Below are 17,838 nucleotides of genomic sequence, written 5' to 3'. Positions count from 1 at the left end.
CCGCATCATGCCGAGCCGATGCTGTGCAAGCGTGGTGTTTCCGACTGCATGACCCTGCCCCATTTCCCTCGTCCGGTGGCGTGAAAACCTTGTCCTCACCTCTGTCGCAACAGGTGCGCAATGCCATGCGCCCGGGCGCTGCCGCGCGTTGGCACGACGCCACCGCGCCGCTGTCGCGTCCGCAGCGGCGCGACGTGCACGTCTGGGAGATCGATCTGCGCCACCCGCCCGCCTGCGCCTTCGACCTGCTCGACGCGGCCGAACAGGAACGCGCCCGGCGCTTCGTGTTTGCCGTCGACCAGTCCCGCTTCATCGCCGCGCATGGCTGGACGCGGCAGATTCTCGGGCGTTATCTGAAGCGCGCGCCGCAAGACCTGCAATTTGTGCTCGGCCCCTACGGCAAACCGGCACTGACCGGACATTCGGGCGATGCGACGCTGTGCTTCAACCTGAGCCACAGCCTGGACAAGGCGCTGCTGGCGGTGAGCCACGGCGTGCCGCTGGGCGTGGACATCGAAGCCATCCGCCCCGATCTGCCCGACAGCGCGCTGGCCTCCAGCCTGCTGAGCGCAGATGAACTCGCCGAACTCGCGCAACTGCCGCCGCGGCAACGGACCGGGGTGTTCTTCGCCTGCTGGACACGCAAGGAGGCCTGCATGAAAGCCTTGGGACTCGGCCTGGCGCTCGAACCCAGAACGCTGCATGTCGGCATGTCGGCGAGGCGCCAATGCGTCGCCCTCAAAGACCTTCCGGGCTGCGCAGTAAGCCAGAACGCCGCAGCCGGCTTCATCGATCTTTCCTCGCTCCAGAGCCCGCCCGGTCACGCCGCCGCGCTGGCCGTGCCGGGCGGTTTCGACTCCGTGCTGTATCGACAGACGCCTGCTTCCGGGAGAAACCCTTGATTCCCCTGCGCTTATTCAACGGCAGCCGTGAACTGGTCGGCATCCATCTCGAACCTGCGGAGAATGCCCCGCCGCAACATCATGCCGTGCTGCTGTGCAATCCCTTCGGACAGGAAGGCATCCGCGCCCATCGGCTTTACCGGGTGATGAGCGAGCGCCTCGCTGCGGCCGGCCATCACGTACTGCGCTTCGACTATTACGGCAGCGGCGACTCGCCCGGAAGCGACGAGGAGTGGGATGTGCAAGGCAGCATCGCCGATGCGCAGACGGCGCTGGCCGAGCTGCTCCGCCGCAGCCGCGCGCCGCGCTGGTCGGCAGTCGGCCTGCGGCTGGGCGGCACCATCGCCCTGGAACTGGCGCGGCTGGCGCCCAGCCCGGCGCAGTTGCTGATGCTCATCGAACCCGTGCTCGATGGCAATGCTTATTTGCGCAGTCTGGCGGAATCGAGTACGCAAGCGCTCGATCGCGCCTATGGCGTGCGCTGGCCGCTGAGCGCGCGGCTGCGCGACGCGATGTTGCCCGATGCCGAGAGCGAAGCCCTCGGCTTCTACCTCAGCCCGCAGGCCCGCGCCCAGATCGCGGCCATCACCCCGGACTGCCTGGCCACCGTCCCGGCAAGCACGCTGCGCCTGCTCACGCCCGATTCCCAGGCAGCGCGGCAACTGCTGCAGCACGCAGCCGTTGCCGCGTCGCCGGCAGTGGAGTTTGCCGACAGCGACGCCCGCATCGACTGGGCCACCGACAGCGCCGCTGCCACGTCGATCGTGCCGATGCACTGGATTCGTGACCTGCTCGACCATCTCGCCGTGCAAGCCCATGCGTGAAACCACCCTGACGTTCGGACCGCAGGGCGATCTGCTGGGCACCGTGACCTTTGCGGCAGACGCCGCGCCGCCGTCCTTCGGTGTGCTGCTGTTCAACGCCGGGGTCATTCACCGGGTGGGCGCGCACCGCGTCAACGTCAAACTGGCTCGCGCCCTCGCCGCCGAGGGGGTGGCCAGCCTGCGCTTCGATCTGCACGGCATGGGCGACAGCCAGCGCGCAGACGGCCGGCTGTCTTACGCGGATCAGGTCGTGGCCGATCTGCGCGCCGCGATGGACGCGCTGCAAAGCGCCACGGGCGCACCCAGTTTCGCCCTCGTCGGGTTCTGCAGCGGCGCCCTGCCCAGCTACTGGACGGCCCGCGCCGATCCGCGGGTGAGCGCCATCGTGCTGTACGACGCGCTGTATTTCGCCACGCCGCTGAGCGTGCTGCGCTACCTCGGCGTGCGCCTGATGCGCCACGGCTACGGGCCCAAGGCCTGGACGGTGTGGCTGCGCGCCGGACTGCGCGGCGCGGCTGCGGCGGGCGCCAAGCTCACCCGGCTGCTCGTCCGCCGCACCCGGTCGAGCACGGCGCGGGGCGACAGCGCCATACCCGCCGAAGCAGACAGAATCGACCGTCGCGCGCTGGGTCAAGGCCTGCTCGCCCTGGCCGAGCGCGGCGTTGGGGTCATGGTTTTGAGCGCGGGCACCGACTTCAGCGCCGTGAACTACGCCGATCAACTGCGCCACACGCTCGGCCTGCGTCAGGTCAGCCACCCGCGTCTGTTGTTCGCCCATCTGCACGACATCGACCACGCCGTGACCACCCGCGTGGCGCAGCAGCAGTGGATCGACACCGTCCGTCGCGGCCTGCTGCAGCTCGCCCCGCTCCCTTCGCAGGCGGCCTCGCCTCCTTCCTCGACATGACCGCGATCATTCTGTTCTGGGGCGCAGCCCTGTTCATCCTCTACACCTACGTCGGCTATCCGGTGTTGATCGGCCTGCTCGCCCAGCGGCGCCCGCTGGTTTCCTGCCCGCTGCTCGACGACGCGGCACTCCCCCGCCTCACCCTCGTCATGGCGGGCTACAACGAGGCGGCACGCCTGCCCGGCAAGATTGCCAATCTGCGCGCGCTCGACTATCCGCAAGACAAGATCGACATCCTGGTGGTTTCCGATGGCTCGACCGACGCCACCGCCACGGTGCTGGAAAACGTCCCTGGCGTGCGCACCCTCGCCTACGCGCAGCGGCAGGGCAAGGCCCATGCGCTCAATCTGGCGCTCGCCCAGGTGCAGACCGAATTCGTCGTGTTCTGCGACGTGCGCCAGGATCTCGAAGCCGGATCGGTGCGGCGGCTGATTTCCGATTTCTGCGACCCCGCCGTCGGCGCGGTCAGCGGTGAACTGGTGCACCGCCCCAGCAGCAGCCGGGCCGGACAGAACATCGGCCTGTACTGGCGCTACGAAAAAGCCATCCGCAAGGCGGAGAGCCGGTTTCACTCCACTGTGGGCGCCACCGGCGCGCTCTACGCCATCCGTACCCGCGACTTCGCCCCCATCCCGCCCGACACCATCCTCGACGATTTCGAGATCCCCATGCAGATCACCCGCATGGGCAAGCGCACCCTGATGGAGCCGCAAGCCCACGTCTACGACACCCTGCAAACCGAGTCGGCAGCGGAGCAAAAACGCAAGATTCGAACCCTGACCGGAAACTTCCAGACCTTTTCGAGAAATTTTTGGCTGTTCAACCCGGCGCACAACCCGGTATGGTTCCAGTTCCTGTCACACAAGGTTTTCCGACTCGCCGTGCCCTACGCCCTCATCCTCACCCTGCTCACCAGCGCCCTCCTGCCCGGCCTGTTTTATCGCCTGGCCCTGCTGGCGCAGGTCGCGTTTTACCTGCTGGCCGCCGCCGGACAATGGGCGCCTGCGCTGCGCCGTAATCCATTCGTCAGCTTCGCCCATGTGTTTTTCGACATGAATGCCGCTGCCATGCTGGCCCTGCTGAAATTCGCCCAGGGCCGCGCCGACGCCAAGTGGGAAAAAACATGAAGCGCCTGAGCATTCTGATGTATCACGGCCTCTACGCCACCGAGGCGCAGCGCCTGGCCATCGACCCGATCGACCGCCCCTACGCCCTGTCCACAGAGACCTTTGCCAGACAGCTCGATCTGCTGGCCGCCGCGCACATCCCGGTCATCCACCCGAGCGCTCTGGAGCAGAGCGGCGTAACCGTTCCCGGCGGCGTGCTGCTGACCTTCGACGACGGCCACGCCAGCAATGCCGAACTCGCCCTGCCCCTGCTCAAACAACGGAACTTGAGTGCGCTGTTTTTCATCACCACCGACTTCATCGGGCGGCGCGCCGGTTTTTGCTCCTGGGACCAGGTGCGCACACTCGCGCAACAAGGCATGGTCGTCGGCGGTCACGGCCAGACCCACCGCTTCCTCAGCGACCTGCCCGACGACGCGCTCAAGACCGAGTTGCGGCAATCGCATGCCCGACTCGAAGATGAATTGCAGATGAGAGTCCGGCAGATGTCGTTCCCAGGTGGCCGCTACGACCATCGCTGCCTGCGCATCGCGCGGGAAACAGGCTACACCCTGCTGCATGGTTCCGCCACAGGCGCCCTGCCCGCCCGCCAGGTGGCATCCTCCCGCCCCCTACCCCGCCTGGCAATCCGCAGCACAACGACAGACGCCACCTTCATGGCCTATGCCAGAGCCGATACGGCGACGCTGCTCCGCGCCCAGGCGGTCTCGCACGCGAAAACCTGGGTCAAGCGACTCATCGGCAACGCCCGCTATCACCAACTCTACGCGCGCGTCAAAGGCGTGCCGCACCAGCAGCCATGAGCGCTCCGCACGGCCGCTCCGAAGGAGCGCTCAACTCCCTCGGGGATGAGGCTGGACCAGCGAACACGCCTGCGCGTGTTCGCGCGCCAGCCGAATCCGAGCGGCTTGCAAGCCGCGAGGTGGGGGCGAGCGTAGCGAGGAGGGCTGTCCAGTGAGTGTGACCCCCTCGCATCCGCGCCAGATACCGGGTGGATTGAACAACCGGCGGATCACCCCGGCGCTCCCGGCCGAGAATCGTACTGAAACTGCGGACTGGGCCGGTGCGGAGTTGTATTCCATCCTGAAACTGCTCGCCCTGCCCGCTTTATTCATTCTCAGCATCCTCGTTTTCAAGCTCCATCCCGGAAAACTCGGCCTCTACGGTTTTGCGCTGATATTCGGCCTGTTCCTTCTGGTGCAGTTGCGCAAGGGCCCTGAACCGCTGCTTGCCCTGGTCATCATTTACTACCCATTGAGCAAGCTTTACCCCGTGTTGATCGCGCCCGGCATCAATGGCACGAATCTGCTGGAGTTGTTCTTGATTTCGTTCTGGGTCATTCATGCCTACAAAAACAAAAAGAAGATGTTCAACCCCCTGCCTTTCACGCGACTGGTCGGCATATGGTTTCTGTTGAGTGTCATTTCGGTCTTTACCGCCATCCTGCGCATCGGCCTGCACCCGTTCATCTGGAACTATCTTTTATCGGTTCGGGGATTTTTCGACCAGTTCATCATTTTCTTTCTGGTGGTCAATCTGATTCAGGATAAAAACATGGCGAGGCGGCTCATCGTCTACATGATGTTTTCCGCCGCCGTCATTTTTCTCTATGGCATTCAGGAATGGTGGTTCACCCGCGGCGCCAGCAGCATCGAAAAATCGCGACTGCTCGGCCCCATTGGCCAGCCCAATGAATTCGCCGCGCAGACCATTTATTCACTGGCGCCGTTGCTGGCCTATGGCGCTTATTACTTTCCGCGCTGGAAGTCCTGGCGTCTGGCGCCCATCGTCCTGATTGGCCTGAAGGTTTTGCTGGCCGCTTTTTCTCGCGGTGCCTATCTCGCCTTTGCCATGGAGCTTGCCACCTTGTCATTTGTCAAAAGCAAAAAATTCTTCGTTCTGGTTCTGTTGGTCATTGGATCGATCTATTTTTTCATTCCGGCGCTCGTGCCCAATTCGATGAAGGCGCGAGTTGCGCAGACCTATGAGGACCACGAAGCCGGCTCGACCATCGACAAAAGCGCGGACTCACGATTCCTGCTTTGGGAGGCGGCGATCCAGATGGCCAAGGAAAACCCCATTTTCGGCAAGGGGTTCGATCAGTTTCACAGTCTGGTGCCCAGCTACGTTCCCGGTTTTTATGATGGATCGACAGGCGGCGCCACGGACAATCAGAACATGTTCCTGTACGCCGCTTCGAATATGGGGGTACCCAGTTTGATCACCCTCCTGCTCATCATCGGGGCGCTTGCCCTGCGCGGGTGGTCGCTTTACAGGAAGAGCACCGTCGATATCGACCGGATCATCGGATTGGGCGCGGTGACCCTGGTTGCGGGGCTGGTTGCCGTCAATATGTTCGGTACTCACATCATCGACACGGCAGTCGATGTTTTCCTGTGGATTTATATCGCCATCATCGCCCATCTGATCGACTCCAAAAAGGTGGTCAGGGCCGAAAATCGAAATGGATAGCCGCGATAAAACCTCTCCGCTCATCGTCCACATGATCGACGAACTCCCGCGCGATGGCGCGGAAATGCTGCTGGTCGATCTGATGCGCCTGCGCATACAGGGCTGGCGTTACGCCATCGTCTGCCTGATCAAGGGCGGCCCGCTCGAGCAGGAGTTTGAGAAACTCGGCATTCCGGTGGTGATTTTCGGCCGCAGGGGCAAGCTGGATCCGGGCCTGGTTTTCAGGCTTGCCGCGTGGCTGAAACGGGAAAAGGTGTCCGTCGTTCACACGCATCTGTTCACCGCCGATACCTACGGTCGTCTGGCCGCGCGACTGGCGGGCGTTCCCGCGGTGTTTTCGACGGTGCACAACATAGTCAACCCGTGGAAAGGCTCGGGGCGCAAGCTCATCGACCGGCTGTTTGCGCGCCTGAGCACCGCCGTGGTGGGATGCAGCGAGGAAGTCACGCAGACGCTGGCCGCGCGCGACAAAATCCCGGCGAGCAAATTGGTCTCCATTCCGAATGGCATCGATCTGCAGAAGTTTTCCCGTTTTTCCGGGGCGGACGTGCGGCGTGAATTCGGGCTTCCCGAGGATCGCCTGCTCATCGGCATCGTGGGCCGCCTGCACGAGCAAAAGGCGCACGGCGATCTGTTCCAGGTGCTGACCCGGCTGGCTCAGGTGCGCGACAAGCGGTTGAACTGCCTGGTGATCGGCACCGGCGATCTGCAGGACGTGCTGAAACAGCAGGTCAAGGATCTCGGGCTCGACGACTGTGTGATTTTCACCGGCATGCGAACCGATGTACCGAGGCTGGTTGCGGCCCTGGATGTATTCGTCATGTCCTCGCATTGGGAGGGCCTGCCCATTGCGCTGCTGGAAGCCATGGCGAGTTCCAAGGCGGTGCTGTGCACGCGGGTGGGCGGCATTCCCGATGTCGTCACCGATGGCGACAACGGCCTGCTGGTGGAGCCGCGCGACGTGCCCCAGTTCGCCAAGCGCCTGGACGACTTGCTGCAAGACCCCGCTCTGCGCACCCGTCTGGGGCAACGGGCGCGCGAAACCGTGATCGCGCGTTTCGATGTCTCGCGCACCGCCGCGGCCTACAACCGGCTGCATCAGCAGGCGCTGGGGTTGCCGTCCGAGGCTCAAGCGGCGCAAGTCGCCGCTGCGGAGTAAACCATGCGTCGTTTGCTGGCCACTGCCCTGCTGCCTTACGCCAAGCTGCGCAACACCCTCAGCCCGGGCCTGCGTGTGCTGATGTACCACCGCGTCGCCGATTTGCCGACCTATGACCAGCTCACGGTGTCTCCCGCGCGCTTTGCCCAGCAGATGCAAGAGTTGTCCAGGCACGACGTGGTCAGCCTGGAGGCCGGACTGCGGGCGATTCAGGCCGGGCCGCTGCGCCAGCCGCTGTTCGCCGTGACTTTCGACGACGGCTATCTCGACAACCTGAACGAGGCGCTGCCCATCCTGCAGCGTTACCGCATCCCGGCGACGATTTTTGTCACCACCCAGTTCTGCGATCAGGCGCTCAGCCACCCGCGCTATGGCAGCCAGCCGGCCGAGCGGCTGCACCTCAACTGGGATGAAGTCGGCACCCTCGCCCAATCCCCCGGCATCACCATCGGCTCACATACCCGCAGCCATCCCTACCTGCCGACCGTCAGCGATGCGCTGGCGCAGCAGGAAATCACCGCCAGCCGAGCCGAAATCGTCGCGCATCTGAACAAGCCCGTCGAGTATTTCTGCTATCCCTCAGGCGACCTCAGCCCGCGCGAGCTGCAACTGGTGCGGCAAGCCGGCTATGCCGCCGCCGTCAGCGTGGCGCCGGGGGTCAACCGCCAAGGAGTCGATGTGTTTCAGCTCAAACGCACCGAAATCACCGACCGCGACGATCTGTCGCAATTCCGCCTGAAAATCGCGGGGGCGTTCGATCCGATCCATCACCTGCTGCATGCGCGGCGCACCCGCCGCTTTGCCCGCAAACACCTCAAACCCAGTGCCTCGTTCGAGGCCACAACGCCATGAAAATCCTGTATTTGATGACTGAACCCTTCGGCATCGGCGGCGTGCAATCCGACGTCCTGACCCTCACGGAAGATCTGACCGCCAAGGGACACATCGTCTATGTGGCCACGACCGACGGCGTACTGCTCGAAGAGCTGATCGGCAAGGGCGCCATTCATGTCGATATCGATTTTCATTTCAGCGCGCCCTCGCAGTTTCTGCGTGCGCTCAGGCAATTGCGCGAGGTGGTCCGACGCGAGGGCATCGAACTGGTCGCGCCGCAGTCCGTGCGCTCTTCCATGGTGGCCTATGCCGCGATGCGGCTCATGCCCTTCGGCTATCGGGTGGCGGGCACGGCTCGGCGCGTGCCCATCGTGACCACCATCCACAACATCCACAACCCCAGGAATTTCAAGTGGGCGGGCCGCATCCTGCGGCAGAGCGCGGACTTCATCATTTTCGAATCGAACTACGAGCGCAATCGCCTGATGGCCCACGGCCTGCCGGCGGAACAATCCACGGTCATCCACAGCGGCATCGATCTCGACCGCTTTGCCACGGCCACCCGCAGCGCCGAATTCGCCCGCCAGTATGGGCTGGAACCGGGCAAGCATCTGATCTACGGCATCGTCGCCCGCCTCTCCGAAGAAAAAGGCCACAACTATCTGGTCGATGCCTTTGCCAAAGTCGTGCAACAAAAGCCCGAAACCCGGCTGCTGATCGTGGGCGACGGGCCGTTGCTCGAACAGACCAGGGCGCAGGTTGCCCGTCTCGGCTTGCAAGACACGGTGATCTTCGCCGGCATGCAGCGCGACATTCCCTCACACCTCGCTTTGCTCGACGTGTTCGTGCTGTCGTCCACGCGCGAATCGTTCCCGCTGTCGGCGCGTGAGGCCATGGCCGCCGGCCGCTGCGTGATCGCCCCGCGCATCGGCGGCTGCGGCGAAGTGGTCGAGGACGGCGTCACCGGCCTGTTGTTCACCGCCGCAGAAGTCGACGATCTGGCGGCCAAGATGCTCACCCTCAGCGACCGGGACAAAGTCGCGGCCATGAGCCGCGCCGGGCGCCAACGCGCCGAGCGTCTGTTTTCGCGCCAGGTCTGGGTGGACGGCGACGAGCAGGTCTACCTCGACTGGACCGGGCAGACCACCCCCTCCACGGCCTCGGTGGCCCTGTCCTGACGCCGTTGAAGCTCACGCTCGAACTCCTGCTTTCCCCCGTTGGCCTGACCGCCAGCGGCCTCGTCTTTCTATCCCTCTTCGTCACCTGGCGATCACACCGGCTTGCCACGCGGCTTTTGACCTATGCCGTCACCGTGCTGTTCGTCGCGGCCAGCATGCCGCTGTTCGCCAATCTTGCCCTCGGCGCGCTGGAACAAAAAGCCACACAGCAAAAAACCTGCCCACAGCCCCCGCCAGGAACGCTGTTCGTCGTGCTCGCCGGCGGACTCGACGGCAACCCCACACATGCGCAAGACTTCTCGGCGTTGAAAACCGCCAGCCTCAAACGCCTGCTCGCCGCCGTGCAACTCGCGCAGCGCACCCCCGGCAGCACGCTGCTGATTTCCGGCGGCTGGGGCAAAACGGTACGCGAAGCCAATCTGATGGGTGCCCTGGCCGTACAACTCGGCTTTCCCGCCAGCCGCATGATCCTCGATACAAAATCTCGCACGACCTTTCAGACTGCGGTGAATCTGCGTGAACACATCCTGCAGTTTCCTCAGCGGCTCCGCTACCTGGTCACCTCGGCAGATCACATGCCCCGCGCGATGATGGCCTTTGCCCATGAGCAGGTATCCATCTGCGCCTGGCCGGTAGACTATGAAGCCATTCCGATCCAGCCGCTCGACATGCTGACCCCGCAAATCAGCGCGCTGGACAAGACCACTCGCGTCGTACACGAACTGCTCGGCATGCTTTATTACAGGCTGCTCAAGTTTCAATGACGCACCTATTCCGATGCAGATCATGACCATGACAGACCCCAACGTCGAAGCCGCAGAAATCGAAAAATTCAGCGCCCTCGCGCATCGCTGGTGGGATGAAGACGGCGAATTTCGCCCCTTGCACCAACTCAACCCGCATCGTCTGCAGTGGATACGCGATCATGTCGACCTGAGTGGAAAATCGGTTCTGGACATCGGCTGCGGGGGCGGCATCCTCGCCGAATCCATGGCGGCCGTGGGCGCCAAAGTGACGGGCATCGACCTTGCCGAAGCCTCGTTGCAGGTCGCGCGCCTGCATGCGCTCGATGCGCAGCTCGACATCGACTACCGCCTCGTCAGCGCAGAACGCCTCGCCGCCGAGGAACCTGGGCGATTCGACGTCGTCACCTGCATGGAAATGCTCGAACACGTCCCCGATCCAGCGTCCATCATTCAGGCCAGTGCCACTCTGGTTCATCCGGGAGGGTGGATTTTTGTCTCCACCATCAACCGCAACATCAAGGCGTATCTTTACGCCATCGTCGGCGCCGAATACATCCTGCGCCTTCTGCCCAAGGGCACGCACGATTTCGCCAAATTTCTGCGACCCTCCGAAATTTCTGTCATGGGCCGTCGCTGCGGTCTCGAAACCGCCGACATCGCCGGGCTCGAATTTCAGCCGCTGACCCAACGCTTTCGCATTACACGCGACCCCAGCGTCAACTATCTTCTCGCCTTGCGCCGCCCGCTCTGATGCTCCGCACTCGCCCCGTCCGCGCCTGTCTTTTCGACCTCGACGGCACCCTGGCGGATACCGCTCCCGACCTGGCTGCAGCGCTCAACCGCGTGCGGGCCGATCATCAACTGCCGGAATTGCCTCTGCACCGCCTTCGCCCCATGGCCTCTCATGGCGCACGCGGCCTGCTCGCCGCAGGCATGCAGATCACCCCGGAAGACGCCCGTTATGACACGCTGAAAGAAACGTTCCTCACCTATTACCTCGGCGCGATCCGCGTGCGCACCACCCTGTTCGACGGAGTCATTCCGCTTCTCCAAAGTCTGCATCGACTTGGCCTTCCCTGGGGCATCGTCACCAACAAACTCAGCACCTACACGCAGCCCCTGGTCGCCCAACTCCCCTGGCCACAGCCGCCCGGCTGCGTCGTCAGCGGCGATACCGCTGCGCGGCCCAAACCCGCGCCCGACCCTCTCCTGCACGCCGCGCGCCTGCTTGGCGTCGATCCCGCAGATTGCCTCTACGTCGGCGACGACCAGCGAGACATGCAATCCGCCCAGGCCGCCGGCATGCGCGCCATCGCCGCCGCCTACGGTTACTGCGGACCGAGCCAGCCCAGCACCTGGAATGCAGATGCCATCATCCAGCACCCTCTTGATTTGCTCACGCTCGACCTCATGTCCTGAACAGCGGCAGTACAAAACAAGGTAAGGCCGTACAATCAGCTTTCCCAGGGGCCGACCCGGTTTCGACGTGGATAGCAAAACAGACAGGTGCATGCCGAGCCCCAGTACGCTCGATAAACCACTGGAAACAAAGTAACTGCGAACGATTCTTCGTACGCCCTCGCCGCTTAACACCGGTGAGCCTCGCAACGGCAGGCCGATGGGCCGGGGTGGCAACACCTGCGAGGTCATTCACATCGGCTCGAGTTGAATTTCGCCACGCGATTCAGCCCTAAACTCAGTGGATCGCCCCAAATGAAGCGCGTACACCCGCGTCATAGGGGTTAAAACCAAATGGTGTTACTAAGCACGTAGATCCTGCTGTGGCGTATTTGCGGACGGGGGTTCAATTCCCCCCGGCTCCACCATTACCCTGTTCGTAGCAGTGCGCAGAAGTACGAAAGCCCTAGAGAAATCAACGCTCTAGGGCTTTTTTGTGTCCGCAGTAGTGCGCTGCAATCCGTTGACAGCCGGTATTTCCTGACGGTATCTTGCGCGGTATCCCGTCTTTTTTGACGGTATCGACCGAGGAAATACCGCCATGCCGCTCTCAGATACCGACGCCACCAAGAGCAAAAAGAAAAAGCACAAAGGGCCGCTCTCAGATACCGCCGTTCGCCAAGCCAAGCCGACCGACAAACCGCGCAAGCTGCCCGATGAAAAGGGGCTGTATCTGCTGGTGACGGTATCGGGTGGAAAACTTTGGCGGTATGACTACCGATTCCAAGGCAAGCGCAAGACGCTGGCGCTGGGCCAGTATCCCGATGTGTCGCTGACGGAGGCCCGCAAGCGCCATGCCGCAGCGCGTGAAATGCTGGCTGCTGATCCCCCCATCGACCCGGCAGAGGCCAAACAACAGCGCAAGGCCGAGCGGAGGGCGGATGCGGAAATCGCCGCCCTGGTGAGCGAAGGCAAGGCGCTGCCCGGCACGTTCGAAGCTGTTGCAAGGCAGTGGATCGAGCGCATTCATGCCGACAAGGTGAGTGCGGGCCATGCCGAGCGCACCCTGATCCGGTTTGAAAAAGACGCCTTCCCCTGGATCGGATCGCGCCCGCTGAACAGCATCACAGCCCCCGAATTGCTCTCGGTTATCCGCCGCGTGGAAGATCGTGGCGCGATTGAAACCGCCCACCGTCTCAAGGATGCAGCTGGGCAGGTATTCCGCTATGGCGTGGCACAAGGGCTGTGCGAGCGCAACCCTGCCGCTGATCTACGCGACGCGCTCAAGCCCGTACAGACCCGGCACCATGCCGCCATCATCGAACCGCTGGCGCTGGGCAAGCTGCTGCGCGATATGGAGGGCTATTCGGGCCATTATGTGACGCGGATCGCGCTCAACCTATCCCCCCTGCTGCTGCTGCGACCTGGTGAGCTTCGTCATCTCGAATGGGGCTGGATCGACGAGAGCGCAGCCATCATCACCATTCCGGCGGAGGCCATGAAGCGCAGCAAGGCGGACAAGGCAAACGGGCCGCCGCATATCGTGCCCCTGGCTGCGCAATCGCTGGCGCTGTTGCGAGAACTGCACCCCTACACCGGATCAAGCCGGTTCGTCTTCCCTGCCCTGACATCGCGCCTGCGCCCCATGTCCGAGAACACCGTGCGCTCTGCCCTGCGCCGCCTGGGTTACGCGAACGACGACATGACGCCGCACGGATTCCGGGCAACCGCCCGCACCCTGGCTGCCGAACGCCTGGGGGTTGCCGCCGAAGTGATCGAAGCCCAGCTTGCCCATGCTGTGCCTGACGCTTTGGGCCGCGCCTACAACCGCACGCAGTTTCTTGAACAGCGCCAGCAGATGATGCAGGCATGGGCGGATTACCTGGACAAACTCAAGACCGGCGCGCAGATCATTCCGATTCGCGCCTGAACCAAAAACGAAAGGACGCCTCATGATTACCGAACACATGAAACTCAACACAATCCGCGATGCCATGCAATGGGCAAACGAATGCGGCGACCTGACTGATGCGCAAATCGAGCGGCTAGGCGAATGGATATGGGACAACAAACCCTATTCCGGGTGCTGCATTGGCGACCATCCGATCAGCAAGTTAGACGTTGAGGAAATGTGGAATATCGCTGGGGACGAGAACCCCGACGCTTGACCGTTTTCGCCCGGCCTAGGCGCTGACTGATCCCCAGCGCTGAAAACCCACCCCCTCAGTGGGTCAGGCCGGGCACCTGTATTGAGGGCTGAATGAGGATTCAGCATGACACGCGAGATGCTTCCGTTTCCGGGGTTTGAGGACTTCCCGGAAGAGCCGAAACTGCACATTACCATATCACCGAAAGACCCTGATTATCTGGATATATGCGACGCGGTTTTGTATTTGCAGCAAAAGGAATGGTTCAAATACAGCGGCGCGCTTCAAGAAAATGATATTGCCGCATCATTGCGGGATTCGGCCAAACAGTGCGAGAAGCTCGCAAAGAAACTCATTCCGCTGGGAACCTTCCTGGAGATTGACGACGAAGCAGCCTTGAAATTAAGGGCCGCAAGTAGCGTATTAAAAAGACTTAATGAGGCGCGCAACCACCTTATCAGCGCCTATATTCAGTTGAGGGATGCGAGGATCGAAATACTCGGCCATGCGGATAAACCGGATAGATACTCCACACAGAAGGCCGCTTTGAGGCTGGCGCTGAATCTTTGCGAGCAGGATGTGCGCAAGGCAAGGAGCCGCGCGAAGCGCTACATAGAAGCCGCCGGGCTGGACATGCCCGAAGAGAGCAGCATCACCAAGTGGCTGCAAGAACTCAGAAATGTGAAATCGCCGTCATGAATCTGTAAGGCGCTTTCACAGACAAGGCGCGGCGCGGCGAGATGAAATGCAGGCATCACCCTTATGGAGATGCCATGCAGACCACGAACAGCCAAACCAAGACCCGCACGCATTACCCGGCCATCAACGCCGGGTTGACGCCAGAAGCCCGCATCAAGCTGGCGCAGATCGTCGGTGATCCCAAAACCGACCCGCCGATTCCTGGCATATTCCCTGTCGGCAAAACCACCCTTTACAACCTGATCCGGCGCGGCCAATTCCCCGCCCCGATCAAACCCTTCCCCGGTTGCCGGGCGAGTTATTGGATTTATGGCGATGTGCTCGCTGCCATCAAGCGCCTGGAGGCGGGAAACGCTGGGGCGAGCTACGCCACCCCTCTCATGCGCAAGCGTGCTGCTGGGGGTGACAAATGATCGCCGCCCGCCGCCCTGCGCAGCGATTCGACCGCGCCCGCCTGCCCGACCCCCTGGCCTATTACGCCGCCGAATTGGGGTTTATTTCGAGTGGAGGCGTATGGCGAAGCGCGCTATGCCCATTTCACAAGGATTCGCACCCCAGCCTGCGCGTGAACACACAGACCGGCGCTTTCAAGTGCATGTCCTGCGGCGCGCATGGTGGCGACGTGCTGGACTTTCAGATGCAGCGCTATGGGTTGCCCTTCGCTGCCGCTGCAAAGGCTGTAGGAGCCTGGAATGAGGGCCATCATGTCTGAGGCTGCCGCCGCTATGGAATCACCTCAGCAAGCCGCCCGCCGCCTGTCAGCGCAGGCCCGCCGTGACGGGTTCGAACCTGAGGCGCTGCACGTCTACACCAGCGCCGCCGGGAGCCCGCTGTTCTGGCGTGTTCGCCTGAAACACCCAGACGGCAGGAAGTGGATCAGGCCGATGCGCCGCACCGCAGACGGCGCGGGCTATGAGCTTGGTGAGCCGCCCGCGCCTGCTGCCGGGAAACCCCTCTACAACCTGCACCGCATTGCGGCCGCAGCCGACGGCGTAACTATAGTTATCACCGAAGGCGAAAAAGCCGCCGATGCGCTGGGCAAGCTGGGCATCATCGCCACGACCAGCGGAGGCGCTAGCAGCGCCAGCGCCGCCGACTGGACACCCTTGCAAGGCCGCACCGTGCTGATTTGGCCTGACCATGACGAACCCGGCGCTCAGTATGGCCGGGAGGTTGCCGCCCGGCTGCTGGCGCTGGGCTGCGAGGTGCGCATCATCGATGTGGCTGCACTCGGTCTGCCGCCCAAAGCGGACGCCTGGGACTGGTGCGCAGCGCATCAGCATGCGAACGCCGCCGAAGTGCTGGCGCTGCCCACGCTGCCCCTTGCGACACCTGCGACACCTGCCCTGCCCCCGCAGCCCGCCCCTGACGTAGAGCTACTGAGCGCCGCTGACCTGGAGCCGCAGGCCGTGCGCTGGGTCTGGCCCGGCTGGCTGGCTGCTGGCAAGCTGCACATCCTGGCTGGATCGCCCGGCACGGGCAAGACAACCATCGCTCTGAGCGTGATCGCCGCCATCACATCAGGCCGGGCGCTGCCCGATGGTCACATCCCCAAACGAGGCCGGGCGCTGATCTGGTCTGGCGAAGATGATCCCGCCGATACCCTGGTTCCCCGCCTGCTGGCCGCTGGCGCCGATCTGAGCCGCGTGCATTTCATCGGTTCTGTGAACAGCAAGGGCACGCGCTACACCTTCGATCCCTCGAAGGATGTTGATGCGTTGTCCGAGCGACTGGCGAACGAGCGCGATGTGAGCATCATCCTGATCGACCCGATTGTGAGCGCCGTAGCTGCCGACAGCCACAAGAACGCCGAAGTGCGCCGCAGCCTGCAACCGCTGGTGGACATGGCCGCAAGCATCAACGCCGCCCTGATCGGCATCACGCACTACACCAAGGGCACCGCAGGCCGCGACCCGCTGGAGCGCGTGACCGGATCGCTGGCCTTCGGCGCACTAGCTCGTATTGTATGGGGCACGGTTCGACAGCAAGGCAGCGAGGACACCGACCGCCGCATGACCCTGGCCCGCGCCAAAAGCAACCTGGGGCCGGACGGAGGCGGGTTTGCCTATGCGTTTGAACAGGCCGAACCGAAGCCGGGCATTGTGACCAGCCGCATCCGCTGGGGTGAGGCGCTGGAGGGCACGGCCCGCGAACTCTTGTCCGAACCGTTACCGGATGACGGAGAAGGCGGGTTGATCGACGATGCCATCGGGTTCCTGCGCGGTCTGCTGGAGGACGGGCCTATGCCCACCAAGCGGATTCAGTCCGAAGCGACCGGCGCAGGTCATAACTGGAAAACCGTTCGTTACGCCAAAGACCGGCTAGGCGTGGAGGCGCGCAGGGACGGTTTTGGGAAGGGAGGCGTCTGGGTTTGGGCGCTGCCCCCAGATCATAGATGCCCATCAAACCCCATAGATGCCCACCCAAAAAGTATGGGCACCTATGGGGAAACATGGGCATCTATGGAGTCAGACCCGCCGCAAGGGGACAGCCATGAATGACAGCATCGAAGCCGTTTACGCCAGTCTGCGCGCAGCCAGGCTATCGCTGCGCTACTACGGGAACGGTCTGCATATCGAGCCGCGTTACCGGGTAACGCCCGAACTGCGCCGCCTGATCGCGCAGAACCGGGAAGCGCTGATCGCCTACCTGCAAACCCGCAACCCCCACCAGCGCCCCAGCGCCAGCGCCGAACTGCAAGCGTGGCAGACCGCACTTGACGTGATCGAGCGCATCCGCGCCGAAGTGCGCGCCTTGCCGTTCTGACCAGACCGACACCCGACCGAGCCAGACCGAGACCCTTCCCCTTCCCCTTGAAAGACCCATCATGTCCTTGACCCTGACCGAAACCGCAGGAACCTTTGAACTTCCCCCCGCAGGCCCGCAGGCCGCCCGCTGCATCCGCGTGATCGACCTGGGCACACAGACCAGCGACTACCAAGGCGAGGCCAAAAGCGCCCGCAAGGTGCTGTTGACCTGGCGACTCGACGAACGCCGCAGCGACGGTGAGCCGCACCAAGTGAGCCGCCGATTCACCGCATCGCTGCATGAGAAATCCGCCCTGCGCGCCTTCCTCAAAAGCTGGCGAGGCCGGGACTTCACCCCCGACGAGCTGAGCGCCTTCGACCTGCGCAAGCTGCTGGGCGCGAGCGCCCTGCTGAACCTGACGCATTCGCAGCGCGCAGGCCGGGACTATGCCGACATTGCCAGCGTGTCCCCCCTGCCCAAAGGCATGCAACCCCCGCCGCCGCTGGGTGACAACGAGGGCCTGCTGTTCGACATCAGCGACCCCGCAACGCATGCCGTGCTCGACGAACTGAGCGAACGCTTGCAAGACCAGATCAAAGACAGCCCCGAATGGCGCGCAGCCCATACCCCTGCCATCAGCGCCAGCAGGCCCGCACAGTCCGCCTACACCGCCCCCAGCGCCCACAACCCCCCCGCC

The 17,838-nt window shown here is 63.3% G+C and carries 20 protein-coding genes and 1 other RNA gene; all 21 read left to right on the top strand.

What is annotated here, in order from left to right:
• Nucleotides 1–80 precede the first annotated feature (80 nt).
• Nucleotides 81–902 (top strand): 4'-phosphopantetheinyl transferase family protein, encoded by an 822-nt coding sequence (locus tag RBR52_RS14305; RefSeq protein ID WP_320377955.1) that lies wholly within the window; start codon nt 81–83, stop codon nt 900–902.
• A complete protein-coding gene (locus RBR52_RS14300; protein WP_320377954.1) occupies nt 899–1,726 on the top strand; it encodes a serine aminopeptidase domain-containing protein in 828 nt (275 codons plus the stop codon). The genes RBR52_RS14305 and RBR52_RS14300 overlap by 4 nt, the downstream gene beginning before the upstream one ends.
• The gene (locus RBR52_RS14295) at nt 1,719–2,633 is read left to right on the top strand and encodes an alpha/beta fold hydrolase (protein WP_320377953.1); all 915 of its coding nucleotides are present in this window, start codon (nt 1,719–1,721) and stop codon (nt 2,631–2,633) included. Before RBR52_RS14300 ends, RBR52_RS14295 begins: the two co-directional genes overlap by 8 nt.
• Entirely contained in the window at nt 2,630–3,760 is a 1,131-nt protein-coding gene (locus RBR52_RS14290; protein ID WP_320377952.1) for a glycosyltransferase family 2 protein, read from the top strand. The genes RBR52_RS14295 and RBR52_RS14290 overlap by 4 nt, the downstream gene beginning before the upstream one ends.
• The gene (locus tag RBR52_RS14285; RefSeq protein ID WP_320377951.1) at nt 3,757–4,563 is read left to right on the top strand and encodes a polysaccharide deacetylase family protein; all 807 of its coding nucleotides are present in this window, start codon (nt 3,757–3,759) and stop codon (nt 4,561–4,563) included. The genes RBR52_RS14290 and RBR52_RS14285 overlap by 4 nt, the downstream gene beginning before the upstream one ends.
• A 151-nt stretch (nt 4,564–4,714) precedes the next feature.
• The gene (locus RBR52_RS14280; RefSeq protein ID WP_320377950.1) at nt 4,715–6,232 is read left to right on the top strand and encodes an O-antigen ligase family protein; all 1,518 of its coding nucleotides are present in this window, start codon (nt 4,715–4,717) and stop codon (nt 6,230–6,232) included.
• A 31-nt stretch (nt 6,233–6,263) separates the two neighbouring features.
• On the top strand, nt 6,264–7,391 hold the full coding sequence (locus tag RBR52_RS14275) for a glycosyltransferase (RefSeq protein ID WP_320377949.1): 1,128 nt from the start codon (nt 6,264–6,266) through the stop codon (nt 7,389–7,391).
• 3 nt (nt 7,392–7,394) lie between these two features.
• The gene (locus tag RBR52_RS14270; RefSeq protein ID WP_320377948.1) at nt 7,395–8,243 is read left to right on the top strand and encodes a polysaccharide deacetylase family protein; all 849 of its coding nucleotides are present in this window, start codon (nt 7,395–7,397) and stop codon (nt 8,241–8,243) included.
• On the top strand, nt 8,240–9,403 hold the full coding sequence (locus RBR52_RS14265) for a glycosyltransferase (RefSeq protein ID WP_320377947.1): 1,164 nt from the start codon (nt 8,240–8,242) through the stop codon (nt 9,401–9,403). Before RBR52_RS14270 ends, RBR52_RS14265 begins: the two co-directional genes overlap by 4 nt.
• 5 nt (nt 9,404–9,408) lie before the next feature.
• Entirely contained in the window at nt 9,409–10,167 is a 759-nt protein-coding gene (locus tag RBR52_RS14260; RefSeq protein ID WP_320377946.1) for a YdcF family protein, read from the top strand.
• A gap of 22 nt (nt 10,168–10,189) precedes the next feature.
• Nucleotides 10,190–10,900 (top strand): bifunctional 2-polyprenyl-6-hydroxyphenol methylase/3-demethylubiquinol 3-O-methyltransferase UbiG, encoded by a 711-nt coding sequence (gene ubiG / locus RBR52_RS14255; protein ID WP_320377945.1) that lies wholly within the window; start codon nt 10,190–10,192, stop codon nt 10,898–10,900.
• On the top strand, nt 10,900–11,568 hold the full coding sequence (locus RBR52_RS14250) for an HAD-IA family hydrolase (protein ID WP_320377944.1): 669 nt from the start codon (nt 10,900–10,902) through the stop codon (nt 11,566–11,568). The genes ubiG and RBR52_RS14250 overlap by 1 nt, the downstream gene beginning before the upstream one ends.
• Nucleotides 11,569–11,615: 47 nt before the next feature.
• Nucleotides 11,616–11,975, top strand: a transfer-messenger RNA (tmRNA) gene (gene ssrA, locus RBR52_RS14245).
• Nucleotides 11,976–12,148: 173 nt separating this feature from the next.
• Nucleotides 12,149–13,477, top strand: a complete 1,329-nt coding sequence (locus RBR52_RS14240) for a tyrosine-type recombinase/integrase (protein ID WP_320377943.1) — start codon at nt 12,149–12,151, stop codon at nt 13,475–13,477.
• Between the two features lie 22 nt (nt 13,478–13,499).
• On the top strand, nt 13,500–13,715 hold the full coding sequence (locus RBR52_RS14235) for a hypothetical protein (protein WP_320377942.1): 216 nt from the start codon (nt 13,500–13,502) through the stop codon (nt 13,713–13,715).
• Between the two features lie 105 nt (nt 13,716–13,820).
• On the top strand, nt 13,821–14,393 hold the full coding sequence (locus tag RBR52_RS14230) for a hypothetical protein (protein WP_320377941.1): 573 nt from the start codon (nt 13,821–13,823) through the stop codon (nt 14,391–14,393).
• Between the two features lie 74 nt (nt 14,394–14,467).
• Entirely contained in the window at nt 14,468–14,806 is a 339-nt protein-coding gene (locus tag RBR52_RS14225) for a hypothetical protein (protein WP_320377940.1), read from the top strand.
• Nucleotides 14,803–15,105, top strand: a complete 303-nt coding sequence (locus RBR52_RS14220) for a CHC2 zinc finger domain-containing protein (RefSeq protein ID WP_320377939.1) — start codon at nt 14,803–14,805, stop codon at nt 15,103–15,105. The genes RBR52_RS14225 and RBR52_RS14220 overlap by 4 nt, the downstream gene beginning before the upstream one ends.
• Nucleotides 15,098–16,894: an AAA family ATPase gene (locus tag RBR52_RS14215; RefSeq protein ID WP_320377938.1), complete on the top strand. Its 1,797-nt coding sequence runs from the start codon at nt 15,098–15,100 to the stop codon at nt 16,892–16,894. The genes RBR52_RS14220 and RBR52_RS14215 overlap by 8 nt, the downstream gene beginning before the upstream one ends.
• Nucleotides 16,887–17,159, top strand: a complete 273-nt coding sequence (locus tag RBR52_RS14210; RefSeq protein ID WP_320377937.1) for a hypothetical protein — start codon at nt 16,887–16,889, stop codon at nt 17,157–17,159. Before RBR52_RS14215 ends, RBR52_RS14210 begins: the two co-directional genes overlap by 8 nt.
• 61 nt (nt 17,160–17,220) lie before the next feature.
• Nucleotides 17,221–17,838, top strand: a 618-nt coding sequence (locus RBR52_RS14205; RefSeq protein WP_320377936.1) for a phage replication initiation protein, NGO0469 family, incomplete at its 3' end; no start/stop codon positions are given.

The sequence above is a fragment of the Thiomonas sp. genome (genome assembly GCF_034007205.1).
In the GTDB taxonomy this organism is placed as follows: domain Bacteria; phylum Pseudomonadota; class Gammaproteobacteria; order Burkholderiales; family Burkholderiaceae_C; genus Thiomonas.
Note: the sequence above shows the minus strand (reverse complement) of the source record. Positions and strands in the feature narration are given on the sequence as shown.